The organism is Gilliamella sp. ESL1225, from assembly GCF_058502635.1.
This window is the reverse complement of the sequence record NZ_CP196358.1, coordinates 1,376,920-1,397,559: the sequence shown is the minus strand read 5'-3', so window position 1 is coordinate 1,397,559 and position 20,640 is coordinate 1,376,920. Positions and strand designations below refer to the sequence as shown.

The window sequence follows — 20,640 nt, the reverse complement described above, 5'->3', positions numbered from 1 at the left end:
ATTATGAAAAAAAAGATACTTCATCATGCGATTTCTTGCGGTGAGAATGAGTGCTGCGGTTTTGTTATTGATAATACTTTTTATTTACCTTGTCAAAACATCGCAAGTGATCCTAAAAATCAATTTGAAATAGCCCCAGAAGACTTAATAAAAGCGGAAAGTTGCGGCACGATAACCGCCGTTGTTCACTCTCATCCTAATGGTTTACCGATATTAAGCGAAGCAGATCAGATCTATCAATATCATAGCGGCGTTGATTGGTGGCTGGTTTGCGATGACGAGATTTATAAATTTAGGCATATTGCACCATTACTGGGGCGAGAATTTAAACATGGCAAAACGGATTGCTTATCACTGGTGCTTGATTCTTATATGTTAGCTGGGATCACACTACCAAATTATACACGCGCTAATGACTGGTGGCATAACGGTGAAAATCTGTACCTTGATTTACTCCCTAAAAATGGGTTTAAAGAAGTACACGACCTGCAAGAAGGCGATATTATTTTAACCTGCCTTGGGGCGACTGTGCCTAATCATGCGGCGATTTATATCGGTAATCAATTTATTTTACATCACTGCCCCGATCGTTTATCAAAACGCGATTTATACGATGGGTATTGGCTTAAATACACGCATTCAATTTGGAGACATAACAAATGGCAACAATCAAATTTTACGGCAATCTTAAACAATTTGGCGATAAATATAAGTTAAATGCTAGTACGGCAGCCGAGGCTTTAAGTGCTTTATATTATCAACTGTCCGGCTTTAAAAAAAATATTATGGACGGTTATTTTCGCGTTCGTATTAACGGTCAAGATATGACGGAAGAGAATTTACAGTTTGGGCTGCATAGTAAACTGCCACAAAATGCGGTTATTCATATCATCCCGAAAGTAGCCGGGGCTAAAAATGGCGGGATATTACAATTTGTGGCTGGCGCTGTCATGGTCGTTGTCGGGTTATACACATCATGGGCCGGTGGTGCGGCACTTGTCGGCGCAGGGATCGGTCTGATGGTTGGTGGGGTTGCGCAGATGCTAACAAAATTACCAAAGACCGATAAATCATCGAGTGGCGATACAAACAATAATACAGCGTTTTCGAGTTTAGATAATACGATAGCACAAGGGGCACCGGTTCCACTTTGTTATGGATTAATGAAAACGGGCTCTAAGGTGCTATCGCAAGGATTGGAGACATTAAATGGGTAAAAGTTCGGGTAAAGCAAAGACACCTAAAGAGGTTGCCGACAATCTTAAATCACATCAGCAATTAACTATCATTGATTTAGTCAGCGAGGGGCAAATAGACGGACCCATTGGGGGACTTAAAAGTATCTTTTTAAATGACACACCGATACAAGCGCAAGATGGCTCTTATAATTTTACAGGGGTTGAGGCAGAATGGACAGCCGGCACGCAAGCGCAAACCCCTTTAGATGGATTTGCGGCAACTGAAAATGAAATTCCGGTCAATCTTGAAGTTAAAAAAACAACACCGATTGTTAGGACGATAACTGACCCGAATGTAGATAGGGTCCGCGTGACTGTCGGTACCTCATCATTATATTCCCAAGATAAAAACGGCAATATCAATAACACTTCCGTGATTTTAGAATTACAAATTGGCGGCGGTAATTCCTGGAAAACTTACCATACTTTTACTATCGAAGGAAAAACACGTAGCCAATATTTAACCTCAACTATCTTGAGCGATTTGCCGCCCCGTCCTTTTAATATTCGCGTCATTAGACATACAGACGACAGTACACAATCCACGTTGGTTAATTCGACATTATGGAGTTCATACACTGAAATTTATGATATTAAACTCGCCTATCCGAATACAGCAATTGTCGGGCTTAAATTTGATTCATCACAATTTAATGGCGTGCCACGTCGCAATTATTTAATTAAAGGGATTATTGTTAAAGTACCTGATAATTATGATCCCGAACGGCGAATATATGACGGATTTTGGTCAGGGAATTTTAAATTAGCTTGGACAAATAATCCCGCGTGGATTTTTTACGATCTATTAACGAATACAAGATACGGATTAGGAAACAGGTTAAAACAATTTGGTATTAATAAGTTTATGTTATATAGCATTGCACAATATTGTGATCAGCTTGTTGACGATGGTTATGGTGAGCTAGAGCCTCGTTTTACGTTTAACAGTTATATCACGGAACAACGTCAAGCTTATGATGTTATTCAAGATTTATGCTCTGTTTTTCGTGCAATGCCAATTTGGGATGGCGGCCAATACACGGCGATTATGGATAGACCGAGTGATATGGTTGCCATCTATACCAATGCTAATGTCGTAAATGGTCAATTTAGTTATACCTCATCCGCGCAAAAAACACGTCATACAGCCGTACATGTTCGCTATGTCGATCCAAATAATAACTGGGAAACAACCACCGAATATGTTGCAGATGATGAACTGATTAAACGCTTTGGATTGAATGTCGCTAAAATTGACGCGTTTGGTTGTACCTCTCGGGGACAAGCCCACCGTGTTGGCAAATGGTTAATTCAGACTGAAAAATTAGAAACGCAAACCGTCACTTTTTCAGTCGGACGTGACGGGATCCGTCATTTGCCCGGCGATATTATTGGCATCGCCGATAATGATTATGCCGGCGTTGTCGTTGGTGGTCGCGTGATTGATGCCAAGAATAACATCATCACATTAGACCGGGAAGTTGATCTAAAAAATTACAAAGATGCTTACATTAGTGTGACCGATACCACGATGACATTAATTAAAATTAAAATTAAAATACAATCCCAATCCGCGCCAAATCAACTGGTTTTAATGCAATCGGTTGATCTGGATTATTATTCCGTATGGGGACTTTATGATAATCACGTCAAACCAAGGCTATTTAAAGCGATCACAATCAGTGAAAATGATGAGGGTACTTATTCTATAACCGCCTTACAACATGAGCCAAATAAAGAAGCCATTGTTGATAACGGAGCTGTTTTTGAACAAGACGATAAACCGATTTTTAGTTTAGCTATTCCCCCGGTTGAACAGTTACAAATCGAATTAATCCCCGAATCTGATTTATATCAAGCAAGGTTGTCATGGTCGACACCACGCACGATAAAAAATTTAAAATTTGAAATAAAAATTTATCGGGATGACAAATTAATTAATCGTGATGTGCTAAGCGATACAGAATACTACCTTAGTGATATGAAGCAAGGCAAATATAGCGCAAAAGTGCGCGGCGTTACGGAAGATGAAAAGCTAGGTGATGAAACGATGATTAGCTTTTCAATTTTACCCCCGGCAAAACCCCAAACATTAATATTAACGCCAAGCAGCTTTAACGTTGCGATTCGCCCTGTTATGGCATCGGTTACCAGTCTCGGCACCCAATATGAATTTTATAAAGGTCTGACTAAACAAGACGTCGAAGCCAAAACAAATTATTTAGGGCGATCGATGATGTTAACGGATGTAGATTGCCAGCCAGATACAATTTATTGGTATGGGGTAAATGCGGTAAATTCAGTGGGGCGATCTGAGCTGACTATCGCGCAAACAAAAACCTTGATAGCAGAAAACGGCGCAGGGGGAGTTTTTCGTATTCAAACAAATGACGGGGTATTTCCTGATAGCGATAGCGCGACTCAATTATTTTATCGTGAATTTGGTTTTTATCCAGCTCGGGATACCACGCTCATTATTTATTCCTTAGCTCTGAATGGACAAATCGCCCATTCAGAGCCAAAAATGTATAACGGCACAAAATGGACGTCGCCGGCGATGTTTTTAGATGGTGATTTAATCGCAACAGGTACTCTTCGTGGCGATAGATTAATTGCAGGAAGCGAAATCAAAGCGCCTTTAATCACAGGTGGCAAACTTGTTGCGGGTAGTGTTATGAGTGATGGCAATCCGCCGGCGTTTGAATTACACCCCGATGGTACTGTCAATGCACGAAAAGCAAATATTACTGGCAATATTCGGGCTAACTCTGGTGAGCTTGAAAATGTCACTATTAATGAAAATTGTCTTATTAAAGGCAAGTTAAACGTTAATCAAATCAAAGGAAATATTTTATCGGCAGCCGTGATAAATAAAACGATCGTTATTGAAGAAACGAATCCTAATCAAACAGTCTATGTTATGAGTGTTATCGCAAGTGGAGCATGGCAATCCTTATTATTTGTCAATGACGTTACCTTTACTCGCTCTAACAACGGTCATATTGGTAGCGGTGATTCTAACAGTACTAACCAGACAACACTGATCCGCGGTGATTTACGGTTTTTATTTAATAACGACTATCCAATAAGGGTAAATGATTTAAGGAGAGACAAGAATTTAATCCAGCAAATGATTTTAAAAATTCCGCCATTTAGAGAAGGTGAACGCATTGATATTACACTAACTGTCAATAAACCAAGTTCAGGAACAGTGAAATATCATTTTGGATTTAATAGCCTCATGTTATTGATGAATAACGCTTCTGGATTTATAGAAGACGACTATGTAAAGGTATGATATGACAAGAATAATCGGCACTTTAACTGATGGTACAGGAAAAATAATTAATAACTGTACTATCGAATTACACGCCAAGAAAACAACCCGCTCAGTACTCACACAAACCCAATCATTTAATGTTACGGAAAACGGTCACTATGACATGGTTGTGTTACCTTGTGATTACGAAGTAAGTTTACTTATTGATGGTTTCCCACGAAAAAGATTAGGTACGATTCAAGTTTTTGCGAATTCACAAGAGGGTAGCCTAAACGATTTTTTACTGAATCCAACCGAAAGTGAACTAATGCCGGCTATCGTGCAACAAGTGATTGATGCCCGAAACGATGCCGAAAATTCCGCTTCAGTTGCTATCCACTGTGCCAACGAAGCGGAAATGAATGCCAATATTGCGATAGAAGAAGCAGACACCGCGATTAAAAATAAAGAAGAGGCACAAAAAAGTGCCGAAAGCGCCCAATCTAACGCGGCTATTGCTGAAAAGTCGGCTCAATCCGCTAAGCAAAATACAGAGCAGGCTAAAAAGAGCGCCGAGGAAGCCAAAACCCTGGCAGAATCAGCGCAGCAAGAGGCAATAAAATCTGAAAAAAATGCGAATGATGCTAAGTTATCAGAAACTAACGCCAAGCAAGCTGAAGCGCGTGCCGTAAAATCACTTGAAGAAATAAAAACTATCGCGGAAGATGTAACGAGTATTGTTCATATTAGCGATGCGTCAACGACGCAAAAAGGGATTGTAAAACTTAGCTCCGATATTAATAGCACGTCTGAAAACGAAGCCGCGACACCAATTGCTATAAAGAAAACGAATGATAATGCAAATGAAGCACACAATAGGATTAATCATTTGACTGATAAATTTTCATGGTCTGATGAAAATCAACAATCCGTTATGATGTCACCTAATAAAAAATATCAATTTATCGTTAGAAATGATGGATTAGTGGGCGTCTACTCTACTAATCCAGAGAAGGCGATTTGGTCATTTCTTAATGAAAACTTCACTAACGGGATGATTGATGTTAATAACATTAAAAACTTTACTCAAGGTGTTAATAATTTATTCCAACAAGGCTGGAATGATTATGCGGGATTTGTGAAATTGCCTATTGGCGTATTAATTCAATGGGGAAGTGTTGACTACAAAGGGAGTTGGGGGAATGAAGGAGGGATAGGGTCATTTTATACGTCATTCCCACACGGATGTTTATCTATTATTTGTACTGACCGTGGAGCAGGGGCTAATTCTTGCGGGGCACTTCCTATAAGTCAATCACAATTTAAATTCTGGGGTAAATATAATGGAAACAGTTATACCGATACCATACTTGGCTATATAGCGATTGGAGTATAACTATGAAATATTTTTATGATAAAAAAACACAATCATTTTTTATTAATGTTGTAAATGAGCAAATCCCAGCCACTGCTACTGAAATTACCCAGGAATTACACAATGAGTTATATAAAGCCATAAATGCGGGTTGTATTATATTTGATGATTTAGCATATTCGGAGCCAAAACCGTCAAAATTTCATAAATGGAATGGGTCAAAATGGATTGAAGATACTGATGAAAAAGAAAACTATATTCGAGAAAGTAATCGTTCCAAAATTGCAGAGTTAATACAAGAAGCCAATCAACTGATCTCAACACTTCAAGATGCGATAGATTTAGATATGTCAGAAGAAGGTGATACTGAAAAATTAAAAGCATGGAAGAAATACAGGATATTGTTATCCAGAATCGATTCAAATCAGTTAGAAATTGAGTTGCCAATTAAGCCGTAACTATCTTATCCGTTAAACCTTAATATTCTCCTCATTCTGAACAACGAGGTCTTACTGCTTAACGGAATAATTTTTACGAAATGTTGTTGGTTTTACCCCTATTTTACCCCAGTTCTACCCCTAGGATTAAAATTGATAGGGTTATAATTCGCGTAATGTATTGATATATAAGGCTTTAGAATGGTACGCCCGGGTGGACTCGAACCACTGACCCCCACCATGTCAAGGTGATGCTCTAACCAACTGAGCTACGGGCGTATTGTTGAAACACGCAAATATTAGCTGTCTATTTCATTTATCGCAAGTAAAAAAATTTAAAATAGCTGATTTTTTAAGCTTTCAGTTTTTTTTGCACATAACTTAGACAAGAGTTGATTAAATTTCTATTTAGCATATAGATTAAATGCGATCTGCGTCGAAAAGTAAAAATTAGATTCTTGTTAATGTGAGTTTAACGGTAGTTTATTTTACTTATTTTGGTATACTTAGTCGCTAATTTTAGATGAGGTCATATTGCTGACATGTTAATTAAAGATCAAATAGACGATGTATTGCATAACGTTTTTGGTTATAAAAATTTTCGTAATCAGCAAAAAGAAATTATAGAATCCATCATTGACGGTCGTGATATTTTAACTATCATTCCAACAGGAGGAGGTAAATCACTTTGTTATCAAATCCCGGCAGTTTTAATGTCTGGGGTAGCTTTGGTTATTTCACCTCTTATTTCATTAATGAAAGATCAAGTCGATCAGTTAACTGCGATTGGTATAACAGCCGCTTTTCTTAACGGTAATCAATCGAGTGAAGAGCAACATGCCGTTTTAAATCAATATCAGGCACAATCAATTAAATTGCTCTATATCGCTCCAGAACGTTTAGCGATAGCTTCTTTTATTACACTTATTCGACAATATCCGCCATCGTTAATTGCGATTGATGAGGCGCATTGTATTTCGCAGTGGGGGCATGATTTTCGACCGGATTATCGTCAATTAGGTCAGTTTTCGTCTTATTTTCCTCATGTTTCAATTGTTGCATTAACGGCAACGGCAGATAAAATTACGCAAAACGATATTTTAAATCAATTGCATTTACATGATCCGATGATCGTCGTGCAAAGTTTTGATCGCCCAAACATTCGTTATACCGTTGTAGATAAATATAACCTTACTGATCAATTACTCACCTTTATTGATAATCAAAAGGGTAACAGTGGCATTATTTATTGTTCTAGCCGTTCTAAGGTAGAAGACATCACAACAAGGCTTATGGCAAAGCATTATTCTGTTGCTGCGTATCATGCTGGATTAAGTCATGAAGCACGTAATAAAGCGCAAGAAGGATTTTTAAAAGATGATATTCAAATTATTGTTGCAACAGTAGCATTTGGTATGGGAATTAATAAGCCTAATGTGCGTTTTGTTATTCATGCAGATGTACCAAGGACAATAGAATCCTATTATCAAGAAACGGGGCGAGCTGGACGTGATGGCATTGCTGCCGAGGCGATATTACTTTATCAAAGTAATGACATGAATTGGTATAGAAAGAAGATTGACGAAAATATTTCAAGTGAACGCCGTGATATTGAGTTACATAAATTAAAAGAGATGGAATCGTTTGCTGAGGCACAAACTTGTCGACGAATCGTTTTATTGAATTATTTTGGTGAGCAACGTCATGAGCCTTGTAATAATTGTGATATTTGTTTATATCCACCTGAGCATTATGATGGATTAATCGAAGCTCAAAAAGTCTTATCATGTATTTACAGGGTAGGGCAGCGTTATGGAGCGCATTATATTGTTGATGTACTGAGAGGGTCGAGCCGTATTCAAATAAAAGAAAACGATCATCACAAATTATCTGTTTTTGGAATTGGTAAAAACCAATCAACAGAATATTGGCTAAGCATCATAAAGCAATTAATCCACCTAGGTTATATTCAGCAAACGATTCAGACTTATGTAACGCTAAGTTTAACGCCATCGGCAAGGCAAATTTTAAAAGGAGAAATCAAATTACAATTGGCAAAACCTCGTTTAGAACTTGGCAAAAAGAATAAATTAAATCGCTATGCGCGAGCGAGTAATTTAACCGGTATATTGTCATTTGAAGAAAAAATGCTATTCAATAAGTTAAAACAATTACGAAAAGAACTGGCAGATGATGAAGATGTACCACCTTATATTATATTTAGTGATGCAACGTTGCTCGAAATGGTCGAATTTAGACCAGAAAATAAAAATGCATTATTATCTATTTCGGGCGTTGGTCAAAGAAAATTAGCCAAATATGGTGATCTTTTTTTAGATGAAATTAATGATTTCTATAACTAGCTTTTGCTGGACTTTCCGCTTCAATACAGATTATGTTTAATTGTGAAATAATTGTTTTTATTAATATTTTTGACAAATTGATAAGACAAGAGTATTAATAATCATGTAGTCACATGCAATCTGATTTGACTATACTTATTTAACGAGTTATTAATTAACTTAACTGTAATTGGAGGATAAAATGACCGATAAACTTAAACCAGGAGATAAAGCTCCTAAAACTGGTAAATATGGAGTTTATGATGCGAATGGAACTTACACCGGACAAGAAAAATCCATCAAAAAAGATGAACATCTTCCACCGACATCAAAACCAGGTGAACATTATAAATTATTAGATGATTCACATGGCGCAAGTCATAAAAAGTAATAAGTATGTCAAATTAGGATTTTAACTAATTCTAAATAATAAAACCCGTTAGTTGATAACTAACGGGTTTTTAAATGGAGAAATAACGAGATGGCATTACTGTTTATAAACTATTTTACCACCGATTACTGTCATAAGTACTTGTACTTGATCCAATTCATCAGTCGGAATTTGGAAAAGATTACGATCTAAGGTAATAAAATCCGCAAATTTACCCACTTCAAGTGAGCCAATATAGTGTTCACATTTTTGACCATAAGCTGAATCGATAGTCATTGCTCGTAGTGCTTCTATAACGGTTAGATCGCGATCATTATCTAAGCGTGGGTGAGGTTTGCCATTTATATCACGCCCTCGTCGTGTTGTTGCGACTTTAAGAGCAAACCACTCATCTAAACTGTCGATAGGCCAATCACTACCAAAAACGACTTTAGCGCCAGCATCGATAAATTTAGCAATCGGTTCTAAATTTTGAAAACGTTCTTCTCCGAGCATATTTTTTTCAATTTCGGCGATCTCGGGCGAAGGGGCTGCCCATTGGAAAGATAAAAAAGGTAATACATTTAACTTCGCAAAGCGAGCAAAATCTTTTGCTGCAACTAATTCATTATGAGCTAAACCCGGACGAATATCTTTATTAGGAAAAGCTTGGCGCATTTTTTCAATAGCATCAAGCGACAAAGAGATTGCACCCTCACCGACGGTATGCAAATGAGGATCTAAATCATTCGCTGCGATTTCAATCATCAAAGCATCAATCACTTCAGGGGGAAAATACAAATCACCTAATCTATCGACTGGTTGCCAATTGGGGTGTTCGTTCGAGCCTTTATTTTCACGATATGGCTCTAATAAAAATGCTGTACGAATAGGGGGCTGCAAAACGCCATCAATAAATAATTTCACTGAGTGAACAGCAATACCGGGCTTAGGTGTCCACTCGACTTGATTATGCGCTTTTGCAAAGGCAACAACATTCGCAACGGCGGCTTTTGCATCTTGTGGTGTAGGTACGTCGGCGGGAGTAATTTCATGACTGCCTAAAACGCGTAAATGTAGCATTTGACGTTGCTGTAAACGTTTAAAAGTATTAAGTTGCACAGCACCAACACGCGCATCCATAACGGTTGTTACACCTTGAGAATTTAGCTTTTGTTGCACCAATTCAGCAACATGATCATTTTGCGCGTCGCTTGGTTCGGGTAAGCTATCTGAGGCACGCATTGCAGGTGCATCTTCTAATATTCCCGTTAGTCTGCCTTGTTTATCTTTACCGATTTTGCCATCTTTTGGTTCAGCAGTATTTTCGTCAATACCAAATAACTCAAGCGCACGGCTATTTGCAACTAAAGTATGGCAATCGTTCGAGAAAAGAAAAACGGGTCGCTTGGTGTTTAATTTATCTAAATCATAGCGCGTCATATCAGCACCTTCTGGCAGCATTCCTTGACGTAACCAAGCCGTTACACGTAGCCAATCATTTTCACCCTTTATAGGATCTTGATCTAAATAACGTTGGACATGCGTTAAAATTTGCTCGACTGTTAACGATTCATAATTAAGTGAACAACCTTTTAATTGATTACCTCCCCAAAATGGGTGCATATGACCATCTATAATACCTGGCATCATCATTTTGCCTTGTAAATCAATATGCTGCGTTTTTTCGTTACAATAAATACCTAATTCGTCTTTTGTGCCAACGCCAATAATAAATCCGTTAGCAATCGCAATAGAATCAACGATACGATTATTTTTATCGGCGGTATAAATATAGCCATTACTATAAAGATAATCTGCGATAGGTTGTGTCATTATTCAAAATCCTAATAAAATATTTATCATCGAGTCAATCTTTATTGACTCGATGATAAAATTGATGAATAAAAATTACTGATTGATGATGTCATACATTTCTTGTTCTGAAATGGTGGGTAATAAACGGCTAAAAAATCGTGTCATATAAAGCAAATAAACAGTACCAATTGCAAGCCAAGACAGACCAATAATCAATGCTGTTGAGTCAAGATTTGTCCATAGCCAAAGCGTTAATAATACACCAATAAAAGGTAATAATAAGCAATTAAATACTGTTTTTAGATCACGCGCTTTGCCATTGATAATATAGAGTTTTATCACCGAAAGATTAACAAAGGTAAAACTAATTAAAGCACCAAAACTAATCATTGACGCGACTAAATTTAACGACATTATTAGTGTTATTAATGAAAAAAAGGCCACAAATAAAATAGCTAAATAAGGTGTGCCAAAACGGCTATGTAATTTAGCGAAAATACTTTTTGATAATACCCCTTCACGCCCCATGGCATATAAAATGCGAGCAATGCTTGCTTGCGACGTCATGGCAGAGGCAAAGACACCCGTAACAAAAATGGCAATAAATATTGATGAAAAAACACGCGCTAAAGAAGGGAAAGGTAAATTCTTTTCACCGACATAGTTCATAACCACTATACTTGCCGTATCTGTATCACTAATAAAATTCTGCCAAGTTGGATAAGCAAGTTCAGCAACATATGAAATCACGATAAATAAAGTACCGGCGATTAATACTGTTAAGATGATAGCTTTTGGAATACTTTTTGTCGCATTATGCGTTTCTTCTGCCATTGTTGAAATAGCATCAAATCCTAAAAAAGCTAAACATAAAATAGATGCCCCACTAAAAATTTTTGACAATTGATTGTCATGATAAAGAAAAGGGGCAAGTAATTTTTCGGCACTAAATGATTCAATCGTATTAAAACAAAAGAATAAAAATACCGCTAAAAAAATCAATTGTAAGCTTGTTATCAAGATATTCATTGAGCTAACTAATCGAATACCTAATATATTCAAGCTTGAAACTAAAATAATAATAGGAATAATGAGTGCCCATTCAGGGATCATAGGAAGCAATTGATGGGCATAAATGCCAAAAGCTAAATAATTCAGGATCGGTAAGAAAAGGTAGTCGAGTAACAACGCCCAGCCAACAAGGAAACCCACATTACCGCCAAATGTTTTTTGTACATACGAATAAGCTGAGCCCGATAATGGCAATTTTTGAGACATTCGAGAATAGCTTAAGCCGGTAAATAGCATGGTTGCTAAGGTAAGCATATATGCGATAGAAAGGTGACCTTCGCTTTGTACGGTAACTTCACCATAAGTAGTAAAAATGCCTAAAGGCATCATATATGCTAAACCAAAAAAAATTAATGCTGGCACTGTAAGTGCTCTTTTCATTTGAAAAGCATGTTGTTCAATCATTTTCCAAGCCCTTTTCAATAGCCCAAAAAAACGCGTTAAATTAAATAAATTTAACAGTTATCTAAAATATGATTATATTTGTTTTCCTTTGAGGGTTATTACTATGAAAGCTTATTAACCGACGGATATAATCATAAGGCGTGTACAATATAGCAGTCTATTTAATTAATCAACATAAAATTACAATTAGCACTAAACTAATTAGAAAATATAATAAACTGAATATTAATTTCGTTATGTTTCTATTCATTTATCATAATCTTAGCAAATAATTTGCGTTATATTATGGATAACTAAATCCTATAATTGTGTTAACAAACAAATCTAACACCTCCTTTTTTGATTAATTCAATAATTAACGAAAATAACAGGGTATTGATTACTTAATTATTTATTTTTTAATGATATAAAATAAATAAAACGTAAAATTACAATCATATTAAGAAATAATAGAAACAAAATAAACAAAAAATAAAAAAGACTGAAAGAAAAATACGCCTTTCAGTCTTTTTTGTTAGATAGGATTAATGCAAACAAAGGAATTTATTTACTTTTCGGTTTTTTACTATATTCAATATAATATTCATCTATCAACTTACGCACAGCTTTACCGATAAGAGAATATTCATATTCATTTAAATTAGCTAATGAAACACGTACTGAAGGATGTTGCACAGCAAAACCTTTACCTGGTAAAACAACTACGCTGGCTTCATCGGCTATTTTAAATAAAATTTCGGTTGGATTTTTAGTTTTAAGCATCCAATCGGTAAATTTACTATCGTAAAGTTGTGTACATATATCCTCAATATCTAATAATGTATAATAATCGACGCTTTCTTCATTAATTTTAAATGGAAGACCAATATGTTCATAAAGCGCCGCATCACGACGTCTAATCAGTGTTTTTAACGTTGCTTTATAAGATTGTTGCGCATCAATTAATTCACAAAGTGCAAATAACACCATTTGTACTTGTTGAACAGTTGAAAGACCGGCAGTATGATTTAAAGCAACCGCTCGGCTATCTGCTACTAAGCGGTCGATAAATTTAAAATCTTCCGGATGAGTGACAAGTGAGCTATAACGTTTGTCTAAAATATCGCGTGTTTTTTTCGGCAGCGCTTTAATTTTTTTATCGATGATATTGCTATGTGTCATGGCAATAACACCTAAACGCCAACCGGTTGAACCGAAGTATTTTGAGAATGAATAGACTAAAATGGTATTATCAGGGCAGATAGAAAAGAGCGATTTGAAATTATCGGCAAATGTTCCATATACATCATCGGTTAAAATAAACAAGTCAGGACGTTTTTTAACGATATCGGCAATAATTTTCAATCCTTTATCATCCAATTTAACCGAAGGCGGGTTAGATGGATTAACGATAAATAATGCTTTAACTTTTGGATCTTCTAATTTACGTAGTTCAGATTCGGGGTATTGCCAATCAAGTTTCGGATCGGCATTAATCAATACTTCAACCAATTCATAATCGTCTAATTCTGGAATTTCTAGATAAGGGGTAAAAATAGGTGCGGCGATACCAATTTTATCGCCTTTTTCAATTATGCCATTTTCTTTTAATGAATTGAAAATATAGGCGATTGCTGCAGTACCGCCTTCAACTGCAAATAGGTCAATCTCTTCTGGGTGGATTTGTGCTGCGCCCATTTGATGTAATACATAATGTTTAACGATATCTTCGCTGAAGGTTAACATTCTGTCTGGATCCGGATAATTACAACCTAAAATGCCTTGTACCATTTCATGAATAAAACCATCTGCATCAAGACCGATTTGATCGCGCACATACGAGAGAATTTTCCCTAAAAAAGGGATACCCGGTGTTTGGTAATTACGTTGTAAAAAAGCTTCAAAACGAGCTGTTAATCCTCTGGCAAATGGAAATCCGCCTAAACCTTCATCTAAATAAGAGAAAGACATTTCGGACTCTTGAATGGCAAATAATCCAAGTTGAAAAAATGCCTGACGTGGACGAGTCGCTAAAAAGTTAGGATTGCCACGACCGGCATTAAGAAGTAAACGATCAGAATGACTTTTTGCAAGTTTAATTAACGCATTTTTAATTTCAAATGGGCTTAAATTTGCATATTCAGAATAGTCTTTTTGATTTTTCATAACATATATCCTCGATTAAATCGTTAATTAAACAAATGCTACAATCAATGGTCCTAATAATGTTAAAAATACGTTTGCTAACGCATAGGTTATGGCAAATGAATTGGTTGGCGTTGAATTACCCGCTTTATCTAGCACTTCACCAAATGCCGGGTTAGCACTGCGTGAACCGGCTAAGGCACCGGCAAAGATGGCGGCGTTTTTATAACCAAGTACATATTTACCAAAATAGATCCCTAAAATTAGAGGTAATAAGGTAACAACAATACCGATTAAAAAGAGCGATAGGCCTTGATGTTCAATAGTTGTAATGGCATCTAAACCTGTATCTAAACCAACAGCTGCAACAAAGCCTGCTAAACCAAAATCTTTTAATAATTGCGCAGCACTCTTTGGTAGATTACCAATAGTTTCATGACGAGCGCGGAACCAACCAAAAATTAAGCCTGAAAGTAATGCGCCTCCACCAGCACCTAACGTGATTGGAACATCGCCAAATCGAATAACAATTAAACCAATAACTAAACCAAGAGCAAGACCTAAGCCATGATAGATCCAGTCAGTTTTTTCACTTGGTGTGATAGGTGTCCCGATTTTATCCATAATACGTTTTAGATCGCTGTCGGCACCGTAAATGGTTAACACATCCCCGCGTTTTAATACGGTATCGTCACTAAGCTTGACAACTTCGCCATCACGGTGCAATGCGGTTAAAAACACACCATGTTTTAATTGCACAATTTCTGATGAATTAAATACTTGTTGAATGCTTTTACCAACAAATTCATCATTACGCATTTCAACATCGAGGTTATTCATCACAATATCCATATCTTGCGATGTGCCAATTTCGTTGCCAAAGAAATTTTTAGCTTTAATAATCGCTTCACGATGACCAACAACAAGCACAATATCATTGGCTTTTAATTGTGTATCGGGCGTGACTTGGATGATTTTATTATTACGCTTAATCCGTTCAATCGACAGACCTTGAATTTTTTCCTCAATTTGTGACACCGTTAACGTCATATTTTGAGTCAATTGATAAAGCCTGCCATTGATATCCGTTAATGCAAAACTTTGATTTAAACCGAGCAAAACCGAATTATGTAACATTTCGGATTCCGCTTTTATGGCATCATGACGGATATCACTCCCCATGATCTTCGGTAGTATATTGACACAAACAATAATGGCGCCAATTGAACCAAAAATATAAGTGACAGCGTAACCAATAGGTACATTACCTTGTAACCGTTGTAACTCTTCTGTACTTAAGCCTAATTGCCCAAGTGCATCTGCCGCTGTACCCATAATGGCTGATTGCGTTAAACCGCCGGCGGCAAGCCCTGCGGCAAGTCCTTTATCGAGATGAAAGATTTTTGCAAAAATAAGTACGGTTATAAATCCTGTTACCGCAATAAATAAGGCTAAAAATATCTCACGAAGCGTTTTAACACCCAAAGATTGAAAGAATTTAGGACCGCTTTGATAACCCACAGCATAAATAAATAGGGCAAAAAGAATAGCTTTTACGCCATCGTCAATTTTGACATTAAAAATACTAAGGGCAACGGCGACAAGGAGGGAACCTGCCACGCCACCTAATTGGAATTTACCGACGCGAATATTACCAATTAAATAACCAATACTTAGTGATAAGAAAAGTAAAATTGAAGGTGATTCTTTAAGTCCATCTAAAATCCAGTTAGAAAACCATTGAAACATAACAATTGTCCTCAAATTTTAGGAAAAAAGAAAAAGGTTGTATGGAAGGAGCCTATTCATAACCGATTTATGAATATTTCTATATTACTCTTCTAAGTAATAATTGATAGTTAATTTTAGGTAGATTTTATTAAATAAAACAAATGATTAGCGGAGTTAATGCTAGAAACAAGATAATAGTTCTTATCGGTTACCCTTCATTTTATTAGCGCAATAATGAGGCTTTATATGGCTAAAAAAATACAAATATTTGCCTATAATTTTCAATAAAAAATTGGATTGAAATAAATATTTAAAATAGGCAATTCAGGGCAAAGGGTAATACATCATTAATGAATGAAATAAAGATTAATAAATAAAATAAACCGACGGAAAAGCAGATTAATACACGATTAACAATTAAATATTTATTAATAGTGCAGTCTTATTAAAAACTAAATATTGAGATTCATGATTTCTTGATAAGCGGCAACCACTTTATTACGTACTTGAATTCCATATTGTAATGATACGGCGGATTTTTGCATATCGACCATAATTTCATTTAATGAAACCTGACTATCGCCTAACTCGAAAGCTTTAGCTTTATTTTCGGCATTAATTTGTAACTGACTGACTCTATCTAACGTAGCTTTGAATTCAGCAAAAAAATTCTCACTAATACTCGATGGTTTAACATGTTGGTTATCGATTTTATCAAGTAAATTGACAAGGGGTAGAGCATCATTATTAATGGCAGAAAGCACGGCATAATTTTCCTTTACAGAATTAAACGAGGCTTAATTTACCATAGCTTAAAAAACTTAATAGCAATAAGTAACCTTAAAAATCGCCGTTTTTTGCGCTATTGAATTTTCTTTTTCTAATCATAATACAAAGTGAAATGAGTCGAATTATGGTGATATAAAGTTAGTATGGATAGCCAAGTGCCAAGTGACAAACGTAAATCGCTAAAAGAAAAGTTATCTTTTATCAATAAAATTATTCATAAACCTAAACTGCTTATGTTAGTAGGTTCCGCTGTTATTGCGTTAATTATTGTTGCGATGCTGTGGATGAAAGATGCGCCTTATGGCGTTTTGTTTAGTAATATGAATGATAAAGATGGCGGCGAAATTGTTGCGCAATTAGAGCGCATGAATATTCCTTATAAATTTTCGGCATCGGGTTCAACCATTCTTATTCCTGATGATAAAGTCCATGAAACCCGTTTACGATTAGCGCAACAAGGCTTGCCAAAAGGGGGCGAAGTCGGTTTTGAATTACTTGACCAAGAACATTTTGGTATTAGTCAATTTTCTGAACAAGTTAATTACCAACGTGCTTTAGAAGGTGAACTATCAAGAACAATCGCAACGATTAATAGTATTGATAGTGCTCGCGTCCATTTAGCATTACCGAAAGCCTCGCTATTTGTTCGAGAACGAAAACAACCGACAGCATCGGTCACGTTACATCTATTACCGGGTCGTGCCTTAGCACAAGGGCAGATAGATGCAATTATTCATCTTATATCAAGCAGTGTGCCTGAGTTATCGGCTGATAAAGTGACGATCATTGATCAGAATGGAAATTTATTAACGGGTGAATTTAATAAAAATAATGGTTTTAATGCCTTACAAATTGAATATACCGAGATTTATGAAAATAGAATTCGTAACCGAATTGAGAAAATTCTTGCTCCAATTGTTGGTAAACATAATTTAAGTGTTCAAGTTAATGCAGATTTAGATTTTAGTCGTCAAGAAACAACGATTGAAAGTTATGATCCTAATAGTGATCGAGCAAATCAAACCATCCGCAGTAAGAAATTATCAAAAAATACGCAAAAGGGAGCGATTAATGGTATTGGCGGTGTACCTGGTGCTTTATCCAATCAGCCAATACCTGTTATGAGTGCGCCGATTAATGCAGATGATAAAGATGCGGATAATCAACAGGCGACCAAAGACATCAATCGCGATGAGAGTAAAAAACAAGAGCCGTACCAATTACAAACTAACGATACAATTAATTATGAGGTTAATCGACAAGTTACGTTAAGTAAAATCCCTGAAGGACGTTTAAAGCGTTTATCTGTTGCTGTTCTTTTAAATGATCAGGCGATTGAGAAAATGTTAGCAAAAGACGATGTTGAAAAAGAGGGTAACGACGTTAAAACGGCAGCAAATGCTCAAGAGTTAGAAAAGTTACAGGCCGAAGTCATCGCCAAAATAGAAGCGTTAACTCAGCAAGCAATGGGTTATTACGAAGAACGAGGAGATAGCTTAACAGTCGCGAATGTGCAATTTAGTGCAGATAAAGACGATGACGCTATCCCTTTTTGGAAAACGTTCGAATTTTATCAGTTAGTATGGTCAATAGCGAAATACCTGATTTGTATTGTTGTTGCTTATTTCATATACCGTAAGGCGTTTAAACCATTCTTGAAAAAACTGCATGAAAATAATTATAACTTTAAACGTTTATTTGCTGAAGAAGAGGTTGTCAGTGAACAGCAGGTTTATGATAAAGCGGTCAATAAAAAGATATTTGACGATAGTATGAAACAAATCGAGTATATCAAAAATATCATTGAAAAAGATCCGCGTATGATGGCGTTAATTATTAGTAAACAACTTAAAGAAGGCGATTTGCAGTGAGTGAACTTACGGGAGTACAAAAAGCAGCGACTATTTTAACTGCAATTGGTGCGGATTTAGCCGCTAAAGTTTTACAGCATATGCAAAGCCGTGAAGTTGAAAAAATTAGTAGCGCCATGGTGTCATTACCCCAATTATCGGGTGGGCAATTTAAAAGTGTTTTAGATGAATTCCAGAATATTATTGACCAATATTCATTACTGAATGTGAATACGAATGATTATTTACGTTCAGTGCTTGAAAAAGCGATTGGTTTTGAAAAAGCGTCGTTATTGTTAGATGAAATATTTGATAATGTCGACGACTATGAATCAAGTGGTTTAGATATGTTAAATCATGTTGATCCAAACATGGCAGTTGGTCTAATCAAAAAAGAACATCCACAAGTTATTGCCACTATTTTAATTCATTTAAAACGTGAGTTGGCATCGCAAATTTTAGATTTATTTGACGATGAATTACGTAATGATGTTATGTTACGTATTGCCACATTTGGTGGTGTTGAACCGACAGCTTTACAAGTATTATCTGAATCTTTATCAACGCTATTAGATGGACAAAGTATTAAATTAAGTAATATGGGCGGCGTACGTACGGCAGCAGAAATTATTAACTTAATGAAAAAACAGCAAGAAGAAACGGTTATTAGTGCTTTAAAAGACTACGATAAAGATTTAACGCAAAAAATTATTGATGAAATGTTCTTGTTTGAAAATTTATTAGATGTTGATGATCGTAGCATTCAACGTTTATTACAAGATATCAATAATCAAACATTAGTGGTTGCGTTAAAAGGCGCCTCGCACGAATTACGTGATAAATTCTTGAGAAATATGTCTAACAGGGCAGCGTCAATTTTGCGTGATGATTTAGAAAACCATCCACCAGTGCGCATTTCACAAGTTGAAACAGAACAGAAAAACATACTCTATACTGCTCGTAACTTAGCTGAAAATAATGAAATTATTTTAATGCGAGGTGATGATGAGTTTGTCTAATCGATTTGTGCAATCCGATTGGCAAAGTTTTAATTTTAAAGATTTTTCGTTAGATGAAAATCAGACGGGAAATGATGAGCTTGTTAAGGATTTTAATCATTATACGGATATAAGTGACGACGTCACTTTTGATTTATCTGAAGATGAAAGTCAACTTGAAAGCGATCAGACATTTAATAAAAAATTAGACGAACATGAACTCGTTTTACTTAAACAACAAGCTTACGAAACCGCCTATCAAGAAGGTTTAAAAGCCGGGCAGCAAGAAGGATCACAACAAGGTTTTGCGCAAGGAAAACAAGCGGGGCATCAAGAGGGTTATGAGGTTGGGCTTGCTATGGGGCTTGAACAAGGAAAGTTACAATCAATCGAGCAATATGAACAAACCTTACTTAAGCAACAACAAGAAGCCGCCGAGCAAATTAATCAATTCATTGCTGATTTTCAACGCGCATTAACAGATTTCGATAATACAATAGTGCCGAAATTAACAGAGCTTGCGATAATTGCTGCCAAAAAAATGGTTGATAATTTGCCTAACTCAGCTGAACTGCAATTAGCATCGTCGATGAAAATGTTAATCAAGGATTATGCACCTTTAGCTGAACCGATAGAATTACACATTAATCCGCAAGATCATAATTTTGTTTTGAATTTTATCGAACACGAATTGAATCAATACGGCTGGCATTTAATTAGTGATCAATCGATAAATCGCGGTGGTTGTAAAATTATCACAAACATTAACGAAATCGACGCGACAGTTGCGACAAAATGGCAAACTATGCAAGCCATTGCTAATGGATAATGAC

The 20,640-nt window shown here is 36.2% G+C and carries 15 protein-coding genes and 1 tRNA gene; 10 read left to right on the top strand and 6 right to left on the bottom strand.

Annotated elements, in window-relative coordinates; genetic code table 11:
• The first annotated feature begins 3 nt into the window (after positions 1-3).
• The 5 genes from ACSYSW_RS06345 to ACSYSW_RS06325 are packed head-to-tail and all read left to right on the top strand — an operon-like array spanning position 4 to position 6,330.
• A complete protein-coding gene (locus ACSYSW_RS06345; protein WP_491706189.1) occupies positions 4-717 on the top strand; it encodes a C40 family peptidase in 714 nt (237 codons plus the stop codon).
• Positions 660-1,217 carry a tail assembly protein gene (locus tag ACSYSW_RS06340; RefSeq protein ID WP_491706188.1) on the top strand — a complete coding sequence of 186 codons (558 nt, stop codon included), beginning with the start codon at positions 660-662 and terminating at the stop codon, positions 1,215-1,217. Before ACSYSW_RS06345 ends, ACSYSW_RS06340 begins: the two co-directional genes overlap by 58 nt.
• On the top strand, positions 1,210-4,536 hold the full coding sequence (locus tag ACSYSW_RS06335) for a TipJ family phage tail tip protein (protein WP_491706187.1): 3,327 nt from the start codon (positions 1,210-1,212) through the stop codon (positions 4,534-4,536). The genes ACSYSW_RS06340 and ACSYSW_RS06335 overlap by 8 nt, the downstream gene beginning before the upstream one ends.
• Before the next feature lies 1 nt (position 4,537).
• A complete protein-coding gene (locus tag ACSYSW_RS06330) occupies positions 4,538-5,893 on the top strand; it encodes a prophage tail fiber N-terminal domain-containing protein (RefSeq protein WP_491706186.1) in 1,356 nt (451 codons plus the stop codon).
• Between the two features lie 2 nt (positions 5,894-5,895).
• Positions 5,896-6,330: a tail fiber assembly protein gene (locus ACSYSW_RS06325; RefSeq protein ID WP_491706185.1), complete on the top strand. Its 435-nt coding sequence runs from the start codon at positions 5,896-5,898 to the stop codon at positions 6,328-6,330.
• Between the two features lie 181 nt (positions 6,331-6,511).
• Here the strand turns inward: ACSYSW_RS06325 and ACSYSW_RS06320 are convergent.
• Positions 6,512-6,588: transfer RNA gene (locus ACSYSW_RS06320), tRNA-Val, on the bottom strand.
• A 263-nt stretch (positions 6,589-6,851) separates the two neighbouring features.
• Here ACSYSW_RS06320 and recQ point away from each other — a divergent pair.
• Both recQ and ACSYSW_RS06310 read left to right on the top strand, forming a co-directional pair.
• Entirely contained in the window at positions 6,852-8,672 is a 1,821-nt protein-coding gene (gene recQ / locus ACSYSW_RS06315) for a DNA helicase RecQ (RefSeq protein WP_491705823.1), read from the top strand.
• 181 nt (positions 8,673-8,853) lie between these two features.
• Positions 8,854-9,042, top strand: a complete 189-nt coding sequence (locus tag ACSYSW_RS06310; protein WP_491705824.1) for a hypothetical protein — start codon at positions 8,854-8,856, stop codon at positions 9,040-9,042.
• Between the two features lie 96 nt (positions 9,043-9,138).
• Here the strand turns inward: ACSYSW_RS06310 and ACSYSW_RS06305 are convergent, their stop codons facing one another.
• The 5 genes from ACSYSW_RS06305 to fliE form a co-directional block, all read right to left on the bottom strand.
• A complete protein-coding gene (locus tag ACSYSW_RS06305) occupies positions 9,139-10,857 on the bottom strand; it encodes an amidohydrolase (RefSeq protein ID WP_491705825.1) in 1,719 nt (572 codons plus the stop codon).
• 75 nt (positions 10,858-10,932) lie between these two features.
• Positions 10,933-12,315: an APC family permease gene (locus ACSYSW_RS06300; RefSeq protein WP_491705826.1), complete on the bottom strand. Its 1,383-nt coding sequence runs from the start codon at positions 12,313-12,315 to the stop codon at positions 10,933-10,935.
• A gap of 543 nt (positions 12,316-12,858) precedes the next feature.
• Positions 12,859-14,460, bottom strand: a complete 1,602-nt coding sequence (locus ACSYSW_RS06295) for a bifunctional aspartate transaminase/aspartate 4-decarboxylase (protein WP_491705827.1) — start codon at positions 14,458-14,460, stop codon at positions 12,859-12,861.
• Between the two features lie 27 nt (positions 14,461-14,487).
• A complete protein-coding gene (gene aspT / locus ACSYSW_RS06290) occupies positions 14,488-16,188 on the bottom strand; it encodes an aspartate-alanine antiporter (RefSeq protein ID WP_491705828.1) in 1,701 nt (566 codons plus the stop codon).
• A gap of 434 nt (positions 16,189-16,622) precedes the next feature.
• Positions 16,623-16,934 (bottom strand): flagellar hook-basal body complex protein FliE, encoded by a 312-nt coding sequence (fliE, locus tag ACSYSW_RS06285; RefSeq protein WP_491705829.1) that lies wholly within the window; start codon positions 16,932-16,934, stop codon positions 16,623-16,625.
• Positions 16,935-17,102: 168 nt separating this feature from the next.
• Here fliE and fliF point away from each other — a divergent pair, with 168 nt between their 5' ends.
• The 3 genes from fliF to ACSYSW_RS06270 are packed head-to-tail and all read left to right on the top strand — an operon-like array spanning position 17,103 to position 20,636.
• Positions 17,103-18,830: a flagellar basal-body MS-ring/collar protein FliF gene (gene fliF / locus ACSYSW_RS06280; protein WP_491705830.1), complete on the top strand. Its 1,728-nt coding sequence runs from the start codon at positions 17,103-17,105 to the stop codon at positions 18,828-18,830.
• Positions 18,827-19,828 carry a flagellar motor switch protein FliG gene (gene fliG, locus ACSYSW_RS06275; protein ID WP_491705831.1) on the top strand — a complete coding sequence of 334 codons (1,002 nt, stop codon included), beginning with the start codon at positions 18,827-18,829 and terminating at the stop codon, positions 19,826-19,828. The genes fliF and fliG overlap by 4 nt, the downstream gene beginning before the upstream one ends.
• Positions 19,815-20,636 carry a FliH/SctL family protein gene (locus ACSYSW_RS06270; RefSeq protein WP_491706184.1) on the top strand — a complete coding sequence of 274 codons (822 nt, stop codon included), beginning with the start codon at positions 19,815-19,817 and terminating at the stop codon, positions 20,634-20,636. The genes fliG and ACSYSW_RS06270 overlap by 14 nt, the downstream gene beginning before the upstream one ends.
• The last annotated feature ends 4 nt before the right edge of the window (positions 20,637-20,640 follow it).